Genomic DNA, 21,551 nt, shown 5'->3' on the forward strand with positions numbered 1-21,551 from the left:
TCACCATTGTCATTGCGAGGGAGTCCTTAGGGACGACCGCGGCAATCTCATTTTAAAATCTATCCTACTATTAATTTCGCAAATTTAAGTTTTCCCGCACGAACAATCATACCGTTTGCCGGCGTGATTGATTTATTCGGGTCTGTAATTTTTTCGCCGTCAACGCTCATTCCACCGCCTGCGACAAGTCTTTTCGCCTCGCCGCCGCTTGCGACAAGATTGCACATAGTCAGCAGTTTAGCGGCTGTTACAGCTTCACCGGCGATTTTAACCTCCGGCATATCCTGCGGCAATTGCTTCTGTGCGAAAACACTTTCAAACTCTGCCGCCGCCGCTTCGCCCGTCGCCTCATCGTAAAATTGTTTTATTATTGTCTTGCCCAAAAGTACTTTCGCCTGTTTCGGATGCGTTTTTTGCGAATCAACAAGCTCTTTGATTTTATCAGTCGGAATATCCGTCAGCAGCGTGTAATAATTTTCCATCATTTCATCGCTGATGCTCATAACTTTTCCGAACATATCTTTTGGTGAATCCGTTACGCCGATGTAGTTGCCTTTTGACTTGCTCATCTTCTGTACGCCGTCAAGTCCGACAAGTATCGGCATGGTAATTACAATCTGCGGCTTTTGATTATTGATTCTCTGTAAATCTCTGCCGACAAGATTATTAAACGTCTGGTCAGTTCCGCCCAGCTCGACATCGGCATTTACCATAACGGAATCATAACCCTGCATCAGCGGATACAAAAATTCATGCATACTAATCGCATCGCCTGCCTTGTAGCGAATTTCAAAAGTATCGCGTTCGAGCATTCTTGCGACGGTCATTGAACTCATGAGTTTTATAATTTCCGCAAGTCTTAAATCGGCGAGCCATTCGCTGTTCGGCCTGACCTCGAATTTATCAGGCGATGTATCGAGAATTTTGCCTGCCTGATCAATATATGTTTTCGCGTTTTTATCAATTTGTGCGCCCGAGAGCATCGGCCTTGTGGCGTTCTGACCCGTCGGGTCGCCGATACGCGCGGTGTAGTCGCCGATAATCAGAACGGCCTTGTGCCCCATATCCTGAAACTGCCGCATCTTCCGCATAACGACCGTGTGTCCCAGATGAATATCCGGAGCCGTCGGGTCCATACCGAGTTTTACACGAAGCTGACGTTTTTCATTCGCCGCATCAGCCAAACGCTGCACCAGCTCATTTTCGCTGAAAATCTCAACTGTTCCGCGTTTTAACTGCTCTGCCTGCTGTTTACAATCTATCATAATTAGAAAAGCCTTCAAAACCGTGTATTTTACTCGAAATGTGGTTTTCAATCAAGAATTGATTTTCAGACAAAAACCGCCTCCAAGAAACAAAGACACCAAATTATATAGCTATATTTATAATATCTTTTCTTCGTGCCTTAGTGCCTACAATTTAAAACAGGCGTTTGCTGTCTAACAGAAAATTAATCGGCCCATCGTTTGAAGCCGTTACATCCATATCAGCCGCAAAGATTCCTTTTTGAACATTCAGCCCCTCTGCTTTTATAAGTTCGCAAACTCGCTCATAGAGTTTTTCAGCAATCGCAGGTTCAGCCGCCAAATCAAACCCCGGCCGTCTTCCTTTTCTGCAATCGCCATAAAGCGTGAAATTACTGACTATAAGAATTTCTCCTGCCGCGTCTTTGACATTGAGATTCATTTTTTGATTGCCGTCTTTGAAGATTCGCAGATTGACTAACTTATCCGCAATGAAAACAGCATCGGATTCATCATCGCCCTTGCCAACGCCGAGATAGACCAGCAGCCCGGCGTTTATCTGCCCGACAATCCGGCTATCAACCGTTACGCTTGCTTTCTTAACTCGCTGTACTACCGCTCGCATATTTTAGTGTGCTGCTTTCAATAAGACTACGCCGAAAACAACCAGAACGATTCCCAAAAATCTTAGCATATTTATTGCGTCATTAAAGAAAGCAATACCGATAAGAAATGTACATACTGCTCCGATACCCGTCCATACGCTGTATGCCGTTCCGATTGGAATGTTTCTTTGCGCGATGTATAAGAAGTATCCGCTCAAGGCCATCGTAACAACCGCGAATGAAATCCACAAAATTTTATGTGCCGTCATCTGCGCCAGCTTGAATCCCAATGGCCAGCCGACTTCAAACACCGCCGCTATTAATAAATATATCCAACTCATATTCCATTTTCCCTGATGGCATTTTATACGATACTTTTCCAAACTTCATCCATAAAATATCTGTTTAATCCGTGATTAATAATCAGTTCGTTCGACGCGCAATTAAAAAATACCCGTGGTATTAGTGGCTATATCCGCGGGTCATTTTTTGTTTTTTTTGTGATTTTCTGTCGTTTCTATGTTGATTCACTGCAATTTACCAATTCTGTTCGGCACTATTTTTGCTTATCTTGAAAGATTTTATATTTTATACTTGCGCCATCCTGATTTCTTGTTTTAATTAGCTTTCATGAAACAAGAAATTGCCATTGATGTAAACCAATCGCTCATAGTGCGAAGCAAAAAGACAAACCGCAAAACTGCCGGAAAACAATCAGCCCTTTAGTTTTCTATACTTTCTCAATTCCTCAAGAATATTCTTCATATCGTCGGCCATTGGCGCCTCGAAAAGCATCCTCTTCATCGTTGTCGGATGAGTAATCTCAAGCTGCCACGCGTGAAGCGCAGGCCTGTTTATCAGCGGTTCCTGCGGACAGGCTTTTTTATCCTCAAGCTGCCACGGATACACGAATCTTCCGCCGTACATTTCATCGCCGATTATCGGATGTTTCAAATATGACATATGAACGCGAATCTGATGCGTTCTGCCGGTCTTGATATTTACCTTCACCAGAGTATAGCCGCGAAACTTTTCAATGTTCTCATAGAACGTTATCGCTTCTTTTCCGATTTCAGGCCGAACAGCGAACCGCTCACGTATAAGCGGATGAACAGCCAAAGGCTTATTAATGCAGTCTGCGTCCGGTTCAGGTGTGCCGTGAACAATCGCAAGATAAAATTTTCTCGTCTGTCTGTCCTCGAATTGTTTTGCAACCCGCCAGTGCGCGGTTTCATTTTTGGCAATGACAAGACAGCCGGTAGTGTTACGGTCGAGACGATGAACTATGCCGGGACGAAAATCTTCGCTGCCTTTGGATAATTGTTTCTGATGAAACGCAAGAGCGTTTACCAGCGTTCCTGTTTTATAACCCCTTGCCGGATGCACTATCAGATTTGCCTGTTTATTGATGACGAGAATATCATCGTCTTCATACATAATATTCAGAGGAATATCTTCGGGGATATATTCCTTCACCGGAGGAGGCGGCAGGATTACATCAATACTGTCGCCGGTAGAAACTTTCGTGCTGGGCTTTACAGGTTTGCCGTTGATGGTTACAGCCTGTTCGTCAATCAGTTTTTGAAGCATTGTCCGGCTGAAATTGCTGAATCTGCCGGCAAGATATTTGTCCAATCTGCGAACTGTGATATTTGTACCGACTTTAAGCGTCAGACGCTCTGCGCCTTCGGTATCAATTACTTCATCCTGATTGTTCGGTTCGTTTAAATTTTCAGGCGATTCCATTTATTCTGGCTTATTGGAATCCGACTTCGGAGCGGATATTTTCGTTACATCGACAGGGCCTTCGAGTTTGAGCGGGCCGGGCCTTTTAATCTCTTTTGCCGGCGGCATTATTTGAATCGGCGCCTTTGCGAAAACAACCTGTCTCTGATTATCGCTCATTGTATTTACACGAACCTGTGCTCGTTCCTGATATGTAGTGCCTTTGTAACTCGGCTCATCGACCAGAGTTTGGTAAGCTTTTTTAGCTCCGGCAAAATCGCCGATTTCTTCAAGACAAAGACCTACTCCATATTGAGCCATCGCGGCGACCTGTGGGTCTGCCTTTGCTTTTACCAGAGCCTCTTCATAAATTTTCTGTGCCTGTTGGAACTGGAATTTGCGAACGTCCGGCTCGGCCGCTGTAAGTCTGTAATGCAGGTCGGTGCGTAACGCTTCGGCCTGTTTAACCATCGCCAGTGCCGCAAGAACAGGGTTATCAGTTTCGGCTGCCGAATTTTTCAGCGTATTGGCGGTGGTCTGGAATAAATCAGAAACGCCCATTCCCTGTGTCTTACCCTGAATGACGGCCTGTTTCTGCATACCAAGCTGTTCGATAGTCGAGGTAATCATCGCGTTTTTCTCGTTCCAGACACGATGTTCTCTGCTGTAGAAAAAGACTGTATATGCGACCAGAGCGATTACTACAACAACACCGATTATAACGGTGGTCATATTTTCCTTCAACCAGGCCGGGAAATTCACAATCCAGTCTGCCAGTTCATTTGTCGCTAATTCGTGCCGACGTTCTGATTTCATCGTTTAACCTTTCTAAATTATATAGCAAGTTCAGCAATTATAACCATTTAGCTTTTGACTTGCAATAAAAGATTTACATACTAAAATTGCGGTCAGTTCAAAGAATTTATACTTAATAATACAGGAAAAATCCAGATGTTTCGTAAAATTCCGTTTTCCCTGCTCTTGTGCACCTTTATTTCCGTGTTTTCAGTCATTTGTTTCGCAGAAATTGACAAATCCAGATATATAACCATCGACGAAATCAAGCCCGGAATGGACGCCTACTGCCTGACGGTCTATCAGGGCGTTGAACCGGCAAAATACAACCTGAAAGTCGTGTCTGTCGTCCGAAATGCCACGCCGAACAAAGACTTGATTCTTGTTATCGGAACTGACGAAGCATTTATTCATTCCGGCGCGGTCGCCGGATGCAGTGGTTCACCTGTCTATATTAATGGCAGACTTGCCGGCGCATTGTCTTCCGGCTGGGCTTGCGGCAAAGACCCTCTCTATGGCGTAACACCAATCAAAGAAATGCTCGAAGTCGGCACACACCAGTTTCTCACAGACGCCTCCGCCTGCTCGGCACTGGATTTCACAAAGCCAATCAGCCTGAAAGAATCATATAAACAGTTAATGGCCCGAAAACCGACACAGCAATTATCCGGCGGGATGACTAATCTTGCCTACCCGATAACCACTAACTTACCGCAATCGTCATTTTCAAATTTTTCCGGCGTTTTTGAGTCGACAGGTTTCATTCCTGTTGCCGCGGGTTCTGCTTCTGGTGCAGCGGATTCAGCGGAATACAATGACGTTTCACTCAAGCCCGGTGGAATACTCGCCCTGCCGCTTGTTTCCGGCGATATAGACATATCCGCAATCGGCACTGTAACAGAAGTCGCTGACGGCAAAGTTTATGCGTTCGGCCACAGTATGCTCGGTCAGGGGCCGATTGACTTGCCAATGGCAACAGGCCGCGTGCACACCGTCGTCGCAAGTATTGTCCAGTCTTTCAAACTCTGCCAGCCGCTGGAAATCAAAGGCGCTTTGTATGCGGACGAATCGAGCGCTGTCGTCGGCTCAATCGGCAGACAGGCCGCGACGATTCCAATACACATCAAAGTTGACAGATTCAACGACAAGGTTCGCGAGTATGACTGTAAAGTAGCGGTGCATCAGTTCTTCACACCGATGCTTGCCGGTGCCTGCATTGGCGGAGCCGCAACAATGCTTGGCGATTTGCCGGCTGAAAACGCAGTAGAATATAAAGCCCGCATCGGCATCACAGGTTACGATGCAATTGAGTTTAAAAATTTCTCAAGCTCAAATGATATACAGGATTTTTTATCCGACGCCGTTGGCGCGTTGAATATCATAATGAACAATCCGTATGACAGACCGCAGATTACTTCGCTTGACTTCGAAATAAAAATAACGCCGCGAAATATGGTTTCACATATATGGAGTTTCGAGTTGTCGCAGACAGAAGTAAAGCCCGGCCAAACCGTTACCGCGACGATTACGATTGAAACGTTCCTCGGCAAAAACGAAACATACAAAACAGATTTTACAATTCCGTCCGACACCCCTTCAGGCATTTATACGCTTACCGCAGGCGGATTCGAGGAATATATGATGTTCCTGAACAGATTCGCACCGTACAAATTTATGCCTGAAAATTTTCCGGGTATGATAAAAGCCGTCAACGAAATCGGAAATATCAAACGCAACAGTCTTTATGTTATGCTCGGACTTCCCGCTTCCGGAATCGCTATTGAAAATTCCTCGCTTCCGAATCTGCCGGTTACTAAATCGCTGCTGCTCAAGAACGACAAACGCACTTTGTCGGTGCAGCCCGGAGCGGAATGGATTGAAAGAATCATACCTGTCGAAACCGTTGTTCTCGACAGTAAGGAAATTATGATTAAAGTTGAAAAAGACAGAACTGATACGGAGACATATTAATGAAAAAAAGTTTCGCTATTATACTTCTTGCCGCAGGCGTTTGCTCTGCGGTTACCAGTAAAACCGTCAAGCACAAATCTCTCGAAGATTTCCAAAACGGAAAAACTGAAAACACCGTCATAAGTTCTCACGGCGCTATTTCGTTGGCCTGCGCAACGCAGCTTCTTGCCAAAGATTTCAACGATGTCTGGACGATTAATTCCATCGTATGCAAAAATGAAAAGACTATTTTCATCGGCACAAGTCCAAACGGCAGGATTTTCAAATACGACAACGGCAAAGTTACCTGCATATATCCACAGGAAACACCCGCCGAGCCGAACGCCGCAAAGGGTGCCCGCACGCATCTGACCAATGAGCACATTTTCAAACTTGCTCTGGATTCAAAAGACAACCTGCTCGCTGCCGTCAGCGGTGAAAAAGGCAAACTAATGCGTTATAACGGCAAAAAGTTTGACACCATTTTCGAGTCGAACGATTCGCCGTATATTTTCGCGATTGCCTTCGACAAAAACGAAAATATTTTTCTTGGCACAGGCCCCAAAGGCCATATCTGGCGGCTCGACAGCAAGGGCAAAAATCCGCAGATTGTTTACACTTGCCAGGACAAAAACGTGCTTTGCCTTGCAATCGGCAAAGACGGCTCTTTATACGCCGGCACTGACACAAGAGGTTTGATTTACAAAATCAACATCGAAAAGAAAACCGCGTCCGTTCTTTACGACAGCGACGAAAATGAAATAAACGATTTGCTCTTCGACCCGGCCGGCAATCTTTACGCGGCCACAACTTCGTACAAATCGATAAAAGCGCAGTTAAGAGGCGCAAGGGAAACCAAAAGACCGTTCGCTATGGGCAAACCGGAACAGGAAATAACAGAGGAACCTGTTGAAGACGGCGCTTACGACGCATCTGAAGCACTGAAAATCTCGAACACGCCGAAAGACGGCGACGACGAAAGCAAGCAACTGCCGCCCGGAATGGAAAGAGGCAAACAATCGACCGCAAGTCATATATATAAGATTGACTCGAACGGATTCGTTACAGACGTGTTCAGCCGTAACGCGGTATTTTTCAAAATGTGTTTGCAAAACAGCGAAATTCTCCTCGGCACAGGCAACAAAGCGGAACTGTTCAGCGTAAATCCGAAAACGGAAATTGAATCCCTCATTTACGAAGACACAGATGCTTCGCAGATAACTGACATTGTGAAATTTGGAGACGATGTGATTTTCGCGACCGCAAATCCTGCGAAAATTATAAAATTAAAATCGACTTTCGCGCAGACAGGCAATTTCCAATCCGACCTCATCGACGCGGGCCAGCCCGCGATGTGGGGAAAACTGCAAATCGAGGCAGATATCCCTGTGAACACAAAAATTATGTTAAGTGTAAGAAGCGGCAATGTCGGCGATATGAACGACCCGACTTTTTCGCTCTGGACAGAGCCGGTAAAGATTTCCGGTGCGACAGACATTTTGGTTCCGCTGGCAAGATTCTGCCAGTACAAGCTGATTCTTGACGGCAAAGAAAACGCAACGCCTGTCGTCCACGGTGTCGCGGCCGCTTTCGCAGTTCCAAACCTCGCGCCGAAAATCGCTGAAATATTAATTGAAAAAGGCACGAAAAAAGACGAGCCGGGAATTTTAAAAATCAGCTTCAAGCCCGAAGACGACAATATGGACAAGCTGGCGTTCAATATTGATTTCAGAAAAAAAGACCGCAAGCTGTGGATTAATATTGAAAAAGACCTCGACAAACCGAAGCTCGACTGGGACAGCAAAACCGTTGAGGACGGCATATATGAATTTAAAATCACCGCTTCGGACAAATTCAGCAACAACGCCCAAACCGCCCTTACAGGCTCACGAATCAGCGATTCGGTTATCGTGGACAATACAGCTCCTGCCATCGAAAAATTTCAGTTGAAGACCGAAGGCAAATCTGCGATGCTTACTATTAAGGCCGCCGACCAGTTAAGCACGGTAAGCAGTTTGAACTTTACAATCGACAGCAATGTCAACTGGAACAATGTGCTGCCGGACGATTCGGTCTGCGATACATTGAGCGAAGACTTCACGATAAAGACAGACGATTTGGAAACCGGCCGGCACATTATCGCCGTGAAAATTTCAGACGCTGAAGAAAATACGATGTACAAAACTTTTGAAGTTGAAATTAAATAAATGCGAACTATTTATTTTGAAAAAATTGTTTCCGAAGTCGAAAAGCTCTGCCGCACGGCAAGCATCGAGCTTCCGCAGGATGTTTTAGCCGCTCTGCAAAATGCCGAGAAAACCGAAACGCACACAGGCGCGAAAAAAATCCTGAACCAGCTCATCGAAAACGCTAAAATCGCAAAAGAGCAGAAAATTCCGATTTGCCAGGACACCGGCCTTGCGGTCATATTTATGGAATTGGGCAATCAGGTAAAAATTGAACCTGACGACAAAACCATTATCGACGCGATTAATCAGGGCGTCGAGAACGGCTACAAAAATGGCTTCCTGCGTAAAAGCGTCGTCGCAGAACCATTGCACGACCGCAAAAACACCAACACAAATACTCCCGCGATTATCCACACGGACATTGTACCCGGCGACAAAATCAAAATCACATTAATGGCAAAAGGCGGCGGCTGCGAAAACAAAAGTCAGTTCAAAATGTTCCTGCCGACCGACAGCGCAGACAAAATTTCCGAATGGGTTGTAAAAACAGTCGGCGACGCCGGCGCTGATGCCTGCCCGCCGTTTGTAATTGGCGTAGGCCTTGGCGGTAATTTCGAAGAATCGGCTCTGTTGAGCAAAAAAGCTCTGACAAGAAAGCTGGACTCGAAAAACGCCGACCCGTTCTATGCGGATATGGAAAAGCAGATTTTGGAAAAGACTAACGAACTTGGCGTCGGCCCTGCCGGTTTTGGCGGAGACACTACCGCTCTTGCCGTACTGATTGAAACTGCACCCTGCCATATCGCCTCGCTGCCTGCCGCCGTGAATATCGAGTGCCACGCACACCGCCACGCTTCGATTAAAATTTAAGATAGAAGATTGAAGAATGAAGATTTGAGGAACGCTTTCGTCACAATCTTCAATCTACATTCTTCAATATTCAATTTATTAGTGGCTATTTATGTAATATCTCGTTGCAAAGATTCGCCATTGAAATGTAATTTTCCGCCGTTAATTCTTCCGGCCTGTGATGCGGCTCAACGAAAGACCTCGTGAAAATATCTTCCCAGTGATGAACATTTGCAAGCTGCCCATCGGCGTATTTGACACAAGCTCGCATCATTTTCCGCCGGTGCCCCATAAACAAATTTACCGTCTCTTTTAAGAGCGGCACATTATGAATTAAAGCGACTTTTGCCGGGTCCCTGTCGAATCTGATAATCGCGGAATCAACCTGCGGTTCCGGCCAGAAAACCTTCGGTGAAAGTTTCCGCAGCATTTTGCACTGCCCCATCGCTGAAAGAAGAATGCTTAAAATTCCGTAATCATCGCTGCCCGACCTTGCCGCCATTCTATCTGCAACTTCCTTCTGCACGGTAACAATCATAGAGTTTGCGACAACGCTGCCGTCCAAAAGATTCAGCATCACAGACGAAGCGGCGTTATACGGAAGATTCGCTACAAGGAGAATTCTGCCGCCGGTTTGGTCGTGAGCCTTTTTGAGTTTTGCAATCACATCGTGGTTGATTGTGTTTTTATTTTCGAGAACATCGGCGATAATAATTTCGAAATTATCATTATCGTTATACAACTGTTCCGTCAGCGGTCCCAATACCTCGTCGCACTCGACAGCAATAACTTTGCCGGCTCGTTTGATAAGTTCACCCGTCAGCGAACCGGTTCCGGTTCCGACTTCAAGAACGACATCGTTTTCGGTAATTCCTGCGTTTGTCAGCAAAAATTCCATCAGGTTAAGGTCGATGAGAAAGTGCTGCCCAAGCCGTTTATTCGGCTCAACGCCCGCACCCGCCAGCAACCTTTGTATTTCCGTTTTCGTCTGCATAAATTTTACTTAGTGTACATTCGTGTTAATTCGTGGTTCTACTTTTCTTTCAGAATTTTGCCTTTTCGTTCGTGCCATTTCGATAGCGAGTTTTATCGCCGCTTTCATACTTGATTCGTCCGCTGCGCCTTTGCCGGCAATATCGAACGCTGTTCCGTGCGCAGGCGATGTGCGAATAATCGGCAGCCCTATTGTAACATTAACCGCGTCTTTAAACGCCAATAATTTCACCGGTATCATTCCCTGGTCGTGATACATCGCGATAACGCCGTCGAATTCACCGTTGGCCGCCTTTGCAAAAAGCGTATCAGCCGGATAAGGCCCGGAGCATTTGATACCCATTTCCTGTGCGATTAACATTGCCGGACTTATAATCCGCTGCTCTTCATCGCCGAACTGTCCGTTCTCTCCCGCGTGCGGATTGAGCGCAGCGACAGCGATGTGCGGATTTTTGATGCCGAAATATTCCTTCAGCGCAGTATTGAGCAAATCGATAGGCTCGTAAACGCTTCCGATTGTGAATTTGTTTTTGATATCTGAAATCGCAATATGAATTGTCGCAAGCGCAATCTTCAAAGGCCCTGCCGCGAACATCATCGCCTTTCTCGGCGTTTTACATTGTGCCGCCAGCAATTCTGTATGCCCCGGCCATTCCGCACCTGCCAGATTCCAGCTTACCTTGCTGATTGGCGCAGTAACAACCGCGTCGATGATTCCCGCCCTTGCCGCTTCGATTGCATCGGTACAGAACCGCAGCGATGCTTCGCCGCCCGCTTTGCTCGGCCCGCATTTTGCGGACATAGGAATCGAGTAATCGTCATAATCGGCGAGAATAATATTACGCGGAAAATCTCTGTTGATTTTTTCATGCTGACATCTGCCCCAGAACGGCTCGATTTCCGCTTTGTCGGCTGCATATTCCAGAAACTCATCCATTCCGAAAATGATGAACTTCACGCCGCGCCGCACGAACGGGTCGTACAAGGCCTTGACGATTATCTCCGGCCCGATACCCATCGGCTCACCCATCGTTATGCCGATTACCAGCGGCTCTTCCGAATTATTTCGATTATTTGTCATTAAATAATTTTTAGAATCCCAAGTCTTTTAATTTTCCCATTGTCAGATTTTTGCTCGGCAGAATATTTTCGAGTTGCGTTCTAACGATTCTGCACAAAATATCTGTTTCGATATTTACCGCATCGCCCGCTTTGGCATATTTAAAAATCGTATTCTCAAATGTCGTTGGAATTATCGCTGTGCTGAAATTATTTCCGTCGATGCCGGCTATTGTCAAACTTACGCCGTCGATTGCGATTGAACCTTTGGGAATAAGATAGTCTTTAAGTTCTTTTGGGCTTTCAAAAATAAATTCCCAGAAATCTCCCTTTCGTTCGATTTTTTTTATTTTGCCGACCGCGTCGATGTGCCCCTGTACGAAATGCCCGCCGAACCGGTCATTTGCCGACATTGCCCGCTCGATATTCACAGGCGCTGCGGTCTTTAAATTTTTAAGTGTCGTCCGCGAAACTGTCTCCCCGCTGACTTCAAATTCCGCCTGCTGGCCTTGAAGTCGGCTAATCGTCAGACAAACGCCGTTTATCGCGACACTATCGCCGATTTTGGCCTCTTTGCCGAGGTTAATATACAGTTTCATCCCGCTCAAACCGCCGACGGCAGAGCCTACCTTACAAACCGACTCAATTAGTCCTGTAAACATAGATTTTCCAATAAATTACGATTATTATGAGCCACAAAACCAGATTGTCAATTACCATTTTTCTGTCAGTTTTTCATTTTTACTTAACATTGATAATGTAGTATAATACTTTTTTATTTATTTAATACTGGATAAACTATGACATATTTTAAATTATTGGCAGTCGTTTTTGTAATCATATTTATATCTTCTCCATGTTTTTCTGCTCCCGGCGAGCCAATGCAGCAAAGAGAACCCAGCGCACGTCAGCAGGCAGTTGCCGAGCGCAGGCAGCAGTTTGAACAGGAAGCCTCTGCCGCCGGCCCTGAAATAGACACTCAATATGCAAAGTTCGTCGCTTACGTTAATTCCGGCAAAGCGCCCGACGATGCAAATGTGAGAGAAGGCCTGAAGTTCATAACAAAGTACAGAAGATATCTGCCGGTTTTGAACAAGCAGAACAACGGCGGAACTTATTACGCGCTGTCCGCATGGGTAATGCACTTTGACAACAAACCTGACAGAGTCCAAAAACAAATCGCTTCCGGAATCAAAGACAAAGCATTCAACTCGAATTTCATACACACAGCATTAGCTCTTTCAATACTCAACAAGGATTACAATTCAGTCGAGCAAATCAGCTCTCTTGTGCCAAAACTGGAATCGACAGATTCAGCCGCCGCACCGATGGACTTTGCCGCTGCACCATCTGAAAACACATTACATCTCGATGTTAATGGCATTAACACAAGCCTGCTCGGCAAAGATTTTTCAGCTTTGACGATGGGCAAGGACAAGGTAATTATCTCCGCCCTTCTTTGGCAGATTGACGCAAATGAACTTGAACATTTCGCACCGCCCGCTCCAAAGCCGGAAGAGCCGAACAAGCCCAACGACCCGAATAATCCCGAACAGCTTATGGAACAGCCACAGGAAGCTCAACCATCGCCGCCCGGAGGTATAGAAATACCGTCAATGCCGCCCGGAGGCCCCGGAATGCCCGGAGCTATGCCGCAGATGCCGCAATTTCAGCAGCCCGGAAGTGAAGAAAACTATCAGGCAGTGCTAATGCCTGATTTGACAGCGTTTGCTTATCTGAACAAAAAATTCAGCAAAAATCCGAAAGCCGTTTTCCTCGGCATTAATTTCAACGACCCTTCGAAAACAAAGAACGTTGAAAACTGGCTCGCCAAGAACACGCAGGCCTGGCAGTGCATAGCTCCATCGGAAACTATTCAGCAGATTACCGTTTCTCTTCTCGGCCAAACGCCAAAAAAAACGATGCTTATTATTGCAGGCCCGGATATGAAAATCCGTTATGTCGGCGATGTAAACAATTTCCTGCCCGCTATGATTATTCAGAGCATTCTGTCAAATCCGCAGGAATTCGCTGAACCTAATCTCGCCGTTGAAGCAAACGAGCCGAACAAACCTGCCGCGGCTGCGGACTCAAACGCCCGGCAGAAGATGGATTTTTTGAAACCAACGCCGCAGGATGCAAACGCAAAAACTGTGCCGGCAGCGTCTAACACTACACAAACCACACCGGCCGCAAACGCCACGACTCCCTTGCCGCAAACACTAAATAACGATAACGGCGAGTATACAGAAGTCGATGCCGAAGCACAGCAACAGTTAAGTTATGCCGAACAGTTTTTCAAAATAGCTAATCGTATGCAGTATCGTTCTTATAGAAAACCGATTGAAATATGCAGAAGCATTATCACTAAGTTTCCAAATACAAAATATGCGGAACAGGCAAGAGTACTTCTGCGTCAGGTGCCGGAAAGATTCCGCGGAAATTATAATATTACAGATGCTGAATTAGGATTGTAATAGATAGTTTTTGGTTTTAAGTTTTTTTACACGGAGGTAGGCAATGAGCGATATACCAGTATTCTACATCGAGGCAAGCTGTTTGCCGGAGGCATGGGAAGCCGCAGTTTTGACGGTTTGGGACAACGGACTGGAGATTAAGACTCAATACGACAAACCCGGCGACCCGCCCAGCAAAGACGCTACGGTTATGATTACAGTTACCGACCCGTTTGCCGAGCCTCGCATCCACAAAAATTTCCCCGGCGGCCCTGAAGAACTCGAAGCATATCGTCAGGAAGTCGTCAGCGGAATCCACGACCATTGGATAGACCCGTCCGCAGGAAAATGGACGTACACATATCACGAAAGATTATTCTCATATTGCCCTGTTGAGGAAATCCGCACCTCGAATTCACCAAAACCTTTTATGTCTGTAAATCAGATTAAATATATTATAGACAATCTTTCCGCAACGCCTTATTCAAGACGCGCAGAGGCAATCACGTGGATGCCGACAGCGGACATCAAAACCGACGACCCGCCATGCCTGCAAAGAATATGGTGCAGACTCATTGAAAATCCAGCCGGCGGTTTCAGCCTGAATATGAACACACACTGGCGCAGCAGAGATTTGTACAAGGCGTGGTTTATGAACGTTTATGCGATGACAGAACTTCAGCGGATAATCGCCGAAAAAATTTCAGCCAAAATTGCTCAGCCGGTAAAAGTCGGCAGATACGTTGATATAACAGATTCGCTGCACATCTACGGCAGTTATTTCAAAGATGCCGCAGTCGAAGTGGAAAAACTGCGCGACGGCGATTATAAAAAACGAGCGTGGGAATCTACACATCCTGCATTTGCGATGATGACCGCCGAGGCGAAAGAAAAACTCGCAAAAGACCCCGATTGGTACGCAAAAGCAAAAGGATAATTTGTCAGCCCCCTGACCCGCACCGACAGTGTCATTCCCGTGGAAACGGTTGAAAACCCCGCATTGGCATCCGCGATGGGTAAATAAATTGTTTAGCGGCCGCCGGCATGGCGGCCACATTTTCTGAAATCTCGAATATGTCCAAACTAATCCTTTCACTTTGAGCCTTTTTTGCCTTTTGTATTTTCCTGTTGAAACTTCCACACATAAACCTATAATCCTCTATGAAACTATGCCATAATATCGGCATAGCAGAAAAACTTAATATTATTAGTACTGAACTTTTTTAGCGTTCCTACTGAAATCGCCAAAATTTCTGGATCGAAAACGCATGAGAGTCAGTGTCCGTTTGCTTCGGCAAATCGGGCACTGCTTTTTGTGTTTCGATTTGGCTTTGGCGAGCCACAGTAGGGCACAATTTGGCGGTGCCCTTTTTTTATGCGCCGCAGGAGCAAGGAATTCAAATGACCGATAGCGGCGAAAACGGCAAATTAAGAAAAAAGGATTCGGCAAGGTTAGTGTGGGATACCAAGCCAAGAAGAGCGGCTAACCCGAAAGATATTGAATTTCAAACCGCTGAAGTTGTAATACCAAACCCGAAATTGGCAGGTGAATTACCACTGTCTTTTCGTGATGGTCTTATTGGCGAAACAGACATTGACAAGCAAAAAATGAATCGTCTTATATGGGGCGATAACCTGCTTGCTATGCAGGCTCTTTTATCACAAGGGTACGAAGGCAAGATAAACTTGATTTATATTGACCCGCCTTTTGACAGCAAGGCGGATTATTCTCATAAGATGACTATTGAGGACAATGAATTTACCAAAGAGCCATCTGTAATCGAGAGGCTTGCGTATAAAGACACCTGGACAGGCGGTACGGATTCATACCTTGATATGCTTTACCCTCGTTTGCAGTTAATGAAAAGATTGCTTGCCGAAGACGGTAGTCTTTATGTACATTGTGATTGGCATGTTAATTCTTATATAAGGATTTTATTGGATGAAATATTTGGTAAAGAAAATTTTATTCGAGAGATAATATGGGATAGGGGAAATCCAAGCGGTGGGAAAGCAGGAGCAAACAATTGGATTCATGCTCATGATTCAATTTTATTCTACTCAAAAAACTCGGGCAAGAAATGTTTCAATAAGATATATGAAGAATATACAGAAGAATATGTTGCCGAAAGATTTATCCATGATGACAAAGATGGTAAAGGTCTTTATAGACTTCAAGGTTCTGGGAGTAATCTTAGAAAACAACATCTTTCTGAATCAAAGGGACGTGCCTTAACTTCTGTTTGGAATATCCCTGATATAAATGTCATGGCTTCCCAGAGGACTCACTATGATACTCAAAAACCTGCTGAATTACTCGAACTTATAATTAAAGCATCTTCACATAAAGATGGGGTCGTTGCAGATTTCTTTGCCGGTTCAGGAACAACGGGGGCAGTTGCTGGAAAATTAGGTCGCCAATGGATAATGTGTGAACTTGGAAAAGTAGGTATTCAAGTTACTCGTTCGCGTCTTGTTGAGGAAAGAGCAAAACCATTTCTTATTGAAAACATTGGCAATTATCAGCGGGAAATGATTTATCTAACCGGTGGTAGAATCTGGGAAATGCAATCACTTATTTTAAAACTTTATGGCGCAACTCCAAGAGACAAGGTAAGCGGTTTAGGTATTCGCAAAGCTGATGATACGGACGAACTTGTCTATGTAGGCTATCCTGACAGGCCGATTACCGCTAAAAAGGCTGAAGAACTTGCCTTACAGGCACAGCATCTTGACGGACGCGGTTATAAAAGGCTTGTTATTCTTGGCTGGGATTATGAATACAATTATTCGCAATCGCTTGAGGCACGGCTGCATACGTTGAAAGATAAAATAAAAGTAAAAGTTGAAAGCCGTGATATTCCGCCAGATATTTATGATTATCTCAAGAAAGCAAGAACGGAAGAAGATATTGAAGCACTGTCAGAAAAAATCACTTTCCACGAAAGGCCATATCTAAAAATCTCAAAACCTTTAGTTGATAACAAAGGAAACGGCAAAAGTGAAGTTACTATTGAATTGCAAAGATATGTTCTAATGGACATACCGGTAAGCCAGAGTTCCAAGAAAGGCCAATCCGATTATACCGCCCTGATGAAACTTGCAAAGGATAACTTTGCCGTTCTTATTGATTACTGGGCTGTTGACTGGGATTATGATGGTTGCACTTTTAAGAGTCAATGGCAGGCCTTTAGAGGTAATGGAAGAAGAACTCAAATTGTGCCCACCAAAGCAATCGAAACAATTGAAAATAAAAAAAGTCGTTCTATCGCCGTCAGGGTAGTTGATATTTTTGGTAATGACGCTGCCGCTATCGTTCAACTTTAAGGATTAATATGGCTAAAAATACTGATAATCAGGCATTTTCACAAATGTATCTTGCCAAAGCTCTTGAAGGCGAAGTTCAATCGTGGGTTAATCAGGGCTGCAATGGCGTTACTCAAACTACTTCGGATTTATTTAATTACTGGTTTAATCGTGATGATGGTGTGGAAGAAGTTTTTTATCCCTGCCAAAGGCGAGCCATTGAAACAGTTATTTATTGTTATGAAATTCTTAAACCTAAAAATTTAAAAGAATTATTTGAAAAAGTATCGCCGGAAGCATTATACCAGCATTTACCGCTAAAAAACGAAGTGGAAGATATTGAGTTTTTGAAATATGCGTTAAAGATGGCAACTGGTTCGGGCAAGACGTGGGTTCTTGCCGCGTTGCTTATCTGGCAGTATTTTAACAAAATTAATGAAGAAAAGGGGAATTATTCATACAGGTTTGTAATAGTAACACCAGGTCAGGAAGTTCTCAATCGTATGCTTGATTCTTTCAAAGGCAAAAGAGACCCTAAAACCGGCAACCGTATGCCTGACACTTCAGATTATAAAAAGTCGCTATTTGTGCCTGATGGCTCTCGATGGCGAGAGCGTTTTAATGTTGAAACGTTTGAACCAGATGATATAAAAAATAATATGACATTGCCGGATTCGCCATTTGTTTATATTACAAATTGGCAGCAATTCAGATTTAAAAATACTTCGCCAAATGTTTGGGCAAGATTGACTGGCGAAGATGTAGAGGAAACGCCAAGAGGTGAAATCATTCTCGATTTCCTGTCGGAATTTCCAGACCTTGTTGTAATGAATGATGAAGCGCATCACGTTCACGGCAAGCAATCTGCTAAGGGTGAAGAACTTGTCTGGCGGCAGTTTATGGACAAACTTCATATTCGCTTGCGGGAAAAACATCCGGAACAATTAAGCGCGTTTATGCAGATAGATTTTTCTGCGACTCCTTTTTATGGAAGCGGCGAAAAAAAAGAATTCTTCCCGCATATCGTTTATGATTATCCTCTGATAAACGCAATGCACAATATGCATGTGAAGCAATTATTTTTGGAAGAACGTCAATCTATTGCCGGCGAAGATTTATCAGAACTAGATTTTAGAGCGGAGAGACTTGAACCAGAAGGTACACATAAAAGGGGTGAAATTGCTTCACTTTCAGCCGGACAAAAATTACTGCTCGATATTGGCCGGTCAAAGTTAGAACAGCTTGCTTCTGAATTTAAAGAAAAGAAACTTGAAAAAAAACCTGTTATGCTGTGTCTATGTGAAGATACAACGGTGGCAAATCTTGTTAAAGACCATTTTTCAACTTTGACAGACGAAAATGCAACTTTTTATGATGATTCAAAAGTATTGGCGATTCATTCCGAGTTAAGTGATTCAGAGCTTGGCACGGCAAGAAAAAATCTTGATAAAATAGATGTCGATGATGACCCGTTAAGAGTGGTTATTTCTGTTTTAATGCTGCGTGAAGGTTTTGATAAAAATAATATTTGTGTTGTCGTAGTTTTACGCGCTACTGAAGCCGACCTATTGCTTGAACAGATAATCGGACGTGGTTTAAGATTGATGTTTCCTTCTTACAAATACCCCGAATTGCAGGATTTGAAAAAGCAGGCTTATGATGAAATACGTCTCAATAAAGCTCCTTCTAATTCATTTGATTTTCTTTTTATTGTCGAACATCCGCGATTCAAAGTATTTTATGAAAACCTGAAACAGGAAGGATATTTAATCGGAAGCGGCGATACAAGTTCAACTGGCTCAACCGGCGATTTAATGCCGATAGACGCAATCCCTGAACGAATGCCGTTATATGATATTTATTGGCCGATTCAAATATTTGATGAAGGACGTATGCCGGAACTTTCACAAGTGGAAGTAGGCCGTTTGATTAAATATCCCGCGGATTTTAGTCAACTTAAGCAATTTTTGTCCAGGTTAGTAATTCAGGAAACACATATTGAGACCGGTAAAAAAACAAAGGATTGGAAACTCGACAATGAATATTTTGATTATAATTTCTTTCTGATGCAGGCGGCAAAAGCTATTGCGACAAAAGGACAAAGTTCAATCTTAACGGCAAAACTTGCTGAAATTGCAGGCATAGTTGATGAGTACGTTTCGAATTATTGTTTCAATCAACAGATTGATTTCACAAAGCAGGAAAATTATTGTGTACTGAATTACCCAGATGTTTTCGATCATATAATCAGCACAATTCGACAGGAAATTATTAATCTGGTCAAGGACTTTAAGTACGAAACAAAAGGTGTGTGGGGTAAGTTGTCCGATGTACCAAGAATAATGGTTAGAGAAAGTAAGTCAGTAGAAACTGACAAAAGCATATATCCCAGAATTGGATATCAGCCCAAAGGCGGCGGTTTTGAACGTGATTTTATGTTAAAGGTTCTCAATGCGTCATCAGAAGTGAAGGCTTTTGTCAAACTTGATCGACGGCATAATTTGAAAATTCAATATAGAGACGAAAGTGGTATTCTTAGAAAATATGAAATAGATTTTGTTATTGAGACTGTCGAAAAAATGTATTTATTGGAAACAAAAGCGGATAAAGATATAAGTAGCCCCAATACGGCTGTTAAAGCCAAAGCAGCGGTAGCTTGGTGTAATCAAGCATCTAATGTACTGCCTATAAAAGAGTATAATCAGCCCCAGCAATGGGAATATCTTTTGTTGTCAGAATCTCTTTTCAGGAACAATGAAGGACTTGGTTTTTCCGCCTTTGTTCCATTCTGTCAGGCGATTAGAAATCGTGTAATAGCACAAGAAGAAAATAGACTTTTTATTTAATTGTCATGGGTATGAAAATTGGATTGAACAGGAACTTAAAAAAATACCTGCATAATCAGCGACTAAAAACTTGTCCGTCTCTGGTGTGATTTCCGCCTTGTGCAGAGCTTTAAGCTTGGGGAGAGGTTGTTTATTTTTTTACAGTGTTCATTAGAACACGTCTTAAAGCAAATAGCAGTGTAAATCAGTGTTAATCCCGCGAAGCGTCCCTTACGGGAGTGTCTAAAAAATTGTCTCTGTGCCCTCTGTGAACTCTGTGGCAATAAAACATCAGTGTCATCAGCGATGAAAAAACTTTGTGTCTTTGCGTCTTTGTGGCTATCTAAAAAAATCCGCATGTTTTCAAAACACCGATTTTTAATTTTTATTATTTCTGACGATTTTACTGTTGTTTTATATTAATTTAGTTCATTTCAGTGTGTTTTACTGTCATTTAATGATTTTTTTTATTCGCGAAACTTGTCGAAGCGTAGCGAAGATCCCGCAAAGCGGGACAACTTGCGTAATTTTGCGATAAAAACGCGCAATTTCTATTTGCTACTGGCTACTGACTACTACTAATAGTGTGTTTGAAATTTTGCGCAAGCAAAAACCTGCGCCGATTTTGCGAATTTTCGAAAATTTTGATTTTTGAGAAGGATTTTAAGTGTTTTTTGGCATTTTGTCGAATACGTGCGCATTTTAAACAGTGTTTTTGATGAAAAACTGAAAAATAGCAAAAAACGATAATATTTTATATAGTCAACAGTTACAGCGATTTTATTTAAAAACGTGCGCACTTTGATTTTGGGCAAAAACAGCCATAACCTCTTATTTTGCATTGGAACAAGGTATAGTTCCCTTGCGTATTTTATTAAGTCCTATAATTACATTATGATTATTTTTTAAAAAAAATTTTACATCGATTTGCACATCTGAATTTCATTTCTTATCTTTTAGTTGTAGAGCGGAACAAAAGAATTGAGTGCTTTCAACCGTCTCGATTTTGGCCGCTTTCGTGATAGGCGGCCCACTGATACTGGGCTGATTACGGAAGCCGTCAAACGGTTGAATTTTACGAAGGCTCCTATTCTCCTTCTGCTATTTGTGCTTCCTGCCTTGGGGGTTACCAGGGCAGGCGAAATTATCAAGTTCATGATATGCTGTTGAGGTTGGAAGATTGTTATCTGTAATTAATCGCTAACTAAATTGATTTTCTTCTCTCCTCCTTTAACTTGTGCTTCCTGCCTTGGCTGTCACCAGGGCAGGCGAATTTTAAAGCCTTTTATCGGCTTTTTAAGATATTGATGTGGTTACGCCCGCTTCTGGTGAGTTCGCCTGTTTTAGGCCTGCCTGCAACCTGCGGGGCCGGAGCACGCGGTGGGTTTCGTGATGCTGCCGGCAACAATAAAATTGGGGGGTTTTGCTATATTTGGAGATGGTCTCTGCCGTTAGGGGACGCAGAGGCCTTTTCTCTGCGCTCAAAAAATCACTTCTGTATTCACACATAAAAAAATTCAAGCTGTGAGTTATTCTTTTGCTTTGCTGTTAGTGT

At 43.7% G+C, this 21,551-nt stretch carries 15 protein-coding genes; 7 read left to right on the top strand and 8 right to left on the bottom strand.

The window, feature by feature from the left end; translation table 11 throughout:
- Positions 1-59: 59 nt before the first annotated feature.
- The 5 genes from tyrS to LLF92_00290 form a co-directional block, all read right to left on the bottom strand.
- Entirely contained in the window at positions 60-1,265 is a 1,206-nt protein-coding gene (gene tyrS / locus LLF92_00270) for a tyrosine--tRNA ligase (protein ID MCE5339546.1), read from the bottom strand.
- A 154-nt stretch (positions 1,266-1,419) separates the two neighbouring features.
- On the bottom strand, positions 1,420-1,869 hold the full coding sequence (dtd, locus tag LLF92_00275) for a D-tyrosyl-tRNA(Tyr) deacylase (protein ID MCE5339547.1): 450 nt from the start codon (positions 1,867-1,869) through the stop codon (positions 1,420-1,422).
- A 3-nt stretch (positions 1,870-1,872) separates the two neighbouring features.
- Positions 1,873-2,190 carry a hypothetical protein gene (locus LLF92_00280; GenBank protein ID MCE5339548.1) on the bottom strand — a complete coding sequence of 106 codons (318 nt, stop codon included), beginning with the start codon at positions 2,188-2,190 and terminating at the stop codon, positions 1,873-1,875.
- 373 nt (positions 2,191-2,563) lie between these two features.
- On the bottom strand, positions 2,564-3,595 hold the full coding sequence (locus LLF92_00285; protein MCE5339549.1) for an RluA family pseudouridine synthase: 1,032 nt from the start codon (positions 3,593-3,595) through the stop codon (positions 2,564-2,566).
- Complete coding sequence (locus tag LLF92_00290) at positions 3,596-4,390, bottom strand: tetratricopeptide repeat protein (protein MCE5339550.1); 795 nt, start codon at positions 4,388-4,390, stop codon at positions 3,596-3,598.
- A 135-nt stretch (positions 4,391-4,525) separates the two neighbouring features.
- Here LLF92_00290 and LLF92_00295 point away from each other — a divergent pair, with 135 nt between their 5' ends.
- The 3 genes from LLF92_00295 to LLF92_00305 are packed head-to-tail and all read left to right on the top strand — an operon-like array spanning position 4,526 to position 9,378.
- A complete protein-coding gene (locus tag LLF92_00295) occupies positions 4,526-6,340 on the top strand; it encodes a hypothetical protein (GenBank protein ID MCE5339551.1) in 1,815 nt (604 codons plus the stop codon).
- On the top strand, positions 6,340-8,526 hold the full coding sequence (locus LLF92_00300) for a hypothetical protein (protein ID MCE5339552.1): 2,187 nt from the start codon (positions 6,340-6,342) through the stop codon (positions 8,524-8,526). The genes LLF92_00295 and LLF92_00300 overlap by 1 nt, the downstream gene beginning before the upstream one ends.
- Positions 8,527-9,378, top strand: a complete 852-nt coding sequence (locus tag LLF92_00305; GenBank protein ID MCE5339553.1) for a fumarate hydratase — start codon at positions 8,527-8,529, stop codon at positions 9,376-9,378.
- A gap of 85 nt (positions 9,379-9,463) precedes the next feature.
- On the opposite strand, the gene rsmA is transcribed toward LLF92_00305, so the two are convergent.
- Genes rsmA through LLF92_00320 form a run of 3 tightly spaced genes read right to left on the bottom strand, consistent with a single transcriptional unit; the run spans position 9,464 to position 12,071 of the window.
- Positions 9,464-10,351, bottom strand: coding sequence for a 16S rRNA (adenine(1518)-N(6)/adenine(1519)-N(6))-dimethyltransferase RsmA (rsmA, locus tag LLF92_00310; GenBank protein ID MCE5339554.1), 888 nt, complete (start codon positions 10,349-10,351; stop codon positions 9,464-9,466).
- Between the two features lie 9 nt (positions 10,352-10,360).
- Positions 10,361-11,431, bottom strand: a complete 1,071-nt coding sequence (gene pdxA / locus LLF92_00315) for a 4-hydroxythreonine-4-phosphate dehydrogenase PdxA (GenBank protein MCE5339555.1) — start codon at positions 11,429-11,431, stop codon at positions 10,361-10,363.
- Positions 11,432-11,441: 10 nt separating this feature from the next.
- Positions 11,442-12,071: a riboflavin synthase gene (locus LLF92_00320; GenBank protein ID MCE5339556.1), complete on the bottom strand. Its 630-nt coding sequence runs from the start codon at positions 12,069-12,071 to the stop codon at positions 11,442-11,444.
- Between the two features lie 138 nt (positions 12,072-12,209).
- On the opposite strand from LLF92_00320, the gene LLF92_00325 reads away from it, so the two are divergent.
- The 4 genes from LLF92_00325 to LLF92_00340 all read left to right on the top strand — a co-directional run bounded on the left by LLF92_00325 (position 12,210) and on the right by LLF92_00340 (position 20,017).
- A complete protein-coding gene (locus LLF92_00325) occupies positions 12,210-13,886 on the top strand; it encodes a hypothetical protein (protein ID MCE5339557.1) in 1,677 nt (558 codons plus the stop codon).
- Positions 13,887-13,929: 43 nt separating this feature from the next.
- The gene (locus tag LLF92_00330; GenBank protein ID MCE5339558.1) at positions 13,930-14,802 is read left to right on the top strand and encodes a thymidylate synthase; all 873 of its coding nucleotides are present in this window, start codon (positions 13,930-13,932) and stop codon (positions 14,800-14,802) included.
- Positions 14,803-15,266: 464 nt separating this feature from the next.
- A complete protein-coding gene (locus tag LLF92_00335) occupies positions 15,267-17,192 on the top strand; it encodes a site-specific DNA-methyltransferase (GenBank protein MCE5339559.1) in 1,926 nt (641 codons plus the stop codon).
- A gap of 8 nt (positions 17,193-17,200) precedes the next feature.
- On the top strand, positions 17,201-20,017 hold the full coding sequence (locus tag LLF92_00340) for a DEAD/DEAH box helicase family protein (protein MCE5339560.1): 2,817 nt from the start codon (positions 17,201-17,203) through the stop codon (positions 20,015-20,017).
- Positions 20,018-21,551: the final 1,534 nt, after the last annotated feature.

Source organism: Planctomycetaceae bacterium (genome assembly GCA_021371795.1).
In the GTDB taxonomy this organism is placed as follows: domain Bacteria; phylum Planctomycetota; class Phycisphaerae; order Sedimentisphaerales; family UBA12454; genus UBA12454.

Coding starts and splice junctions, on each gene's coding strand:
- LLF92_00340 (MCE5339560.1), top strand. CDS start 17,201: ATGGCTAAAAATACTGATAATCAGGCATTTTCACAAATGTATCTTGCC.
- LLF92_00280 (MCE5339548.1), bottom strand. CDS start 2,190: ATGAGTTGGATATATTTATTAATAGCGGCGGTGTTTGAAGTCGGCTGG.
- rsmA (MCE5339554.1), bottom strand. CDS start 10,351: ATGCAGACGAAAACGGAAATACAAAGGTTGCTGGCGGGTGCGGGCGTT.
- LLF92_00335 (MCE5339559.1), top strand. CDS start 15,267: ATGACCGATAGCGGCGAAAACGGCAAATTAAGAAAAAAGGATTCGGCA.
- LLF92_00325 (MCE5339557.1), top strand. CDS start 12,210: ATGACATATTTTAAATTATTGGCAGTCGTTTTTGTAATCATATTTATA.
- LLF92_00300 (MCE5339552.1), top strand. CDS start 6,340: ATGAAAAAAAGTTTCGCTATTATACTTCTTGCCGCAGGCGTTTGCTCT.
- LLF92_00285 (MCE5339549.1), bottom strand. CDS start 3,595: ATGGAATCGCCTGAAAATTTAAACGAACCGAACAATCAGGATGAAGTA.
- tyrS (MCE5339546.1), bottom strand. CDS start 1,265: ATGATAGATTGTAAACAGCAGGCAGAGCAGTTAAAACGCGGAACAGTT.
- LLF92_00320 (MCE5339556.1), bottom strand. CDS start 12,071: ATGTTTACAGGACTAATTGAGTCGGTTTGTAAGGTAGGCTCTGCCGTC.
- LLF92_00295 (MCE5339551.1), top strand. CDS start 4,526: ATGTTTCGTAAAATTCCGTTTTCCCTGCTCTTGTGCACCTTTATTTCC.
- LLF92_00305 (MCE5339553.1), top strand. CDS start 8,527: ATGCGAACTATTTATTTTGAAAAAATTGTTTCCGAAGTCGAAAAGCTC.
- pdxA (MCE5339555.1), bottom strand. CDS start 11,431: ATGACAAATAATCGAAATAATTCGGAAGAGCCGCTGGTAATCGGCATA.
- dtd (MCE5339547.1), bottom strand. CDS start 1,869: ATGCGAGCGGTAGTACAGCGAGTTAAGAAAGCAAGCGTAACGGTTGAT.
- LLF92_00330 (MCE5339558.1), top strand. CDS start 13,930: ATGAGCGATATACCAGTATTCTACATCGAGGCAAGCTGTTTGCCGGAG.
- LLF92_00290 (MCE5339550.1), bottom strand. CDS start 4,390: ATGAAATCAGAACGTCGGCACGAATTAGCGACAAATGAACTGGCAGAC.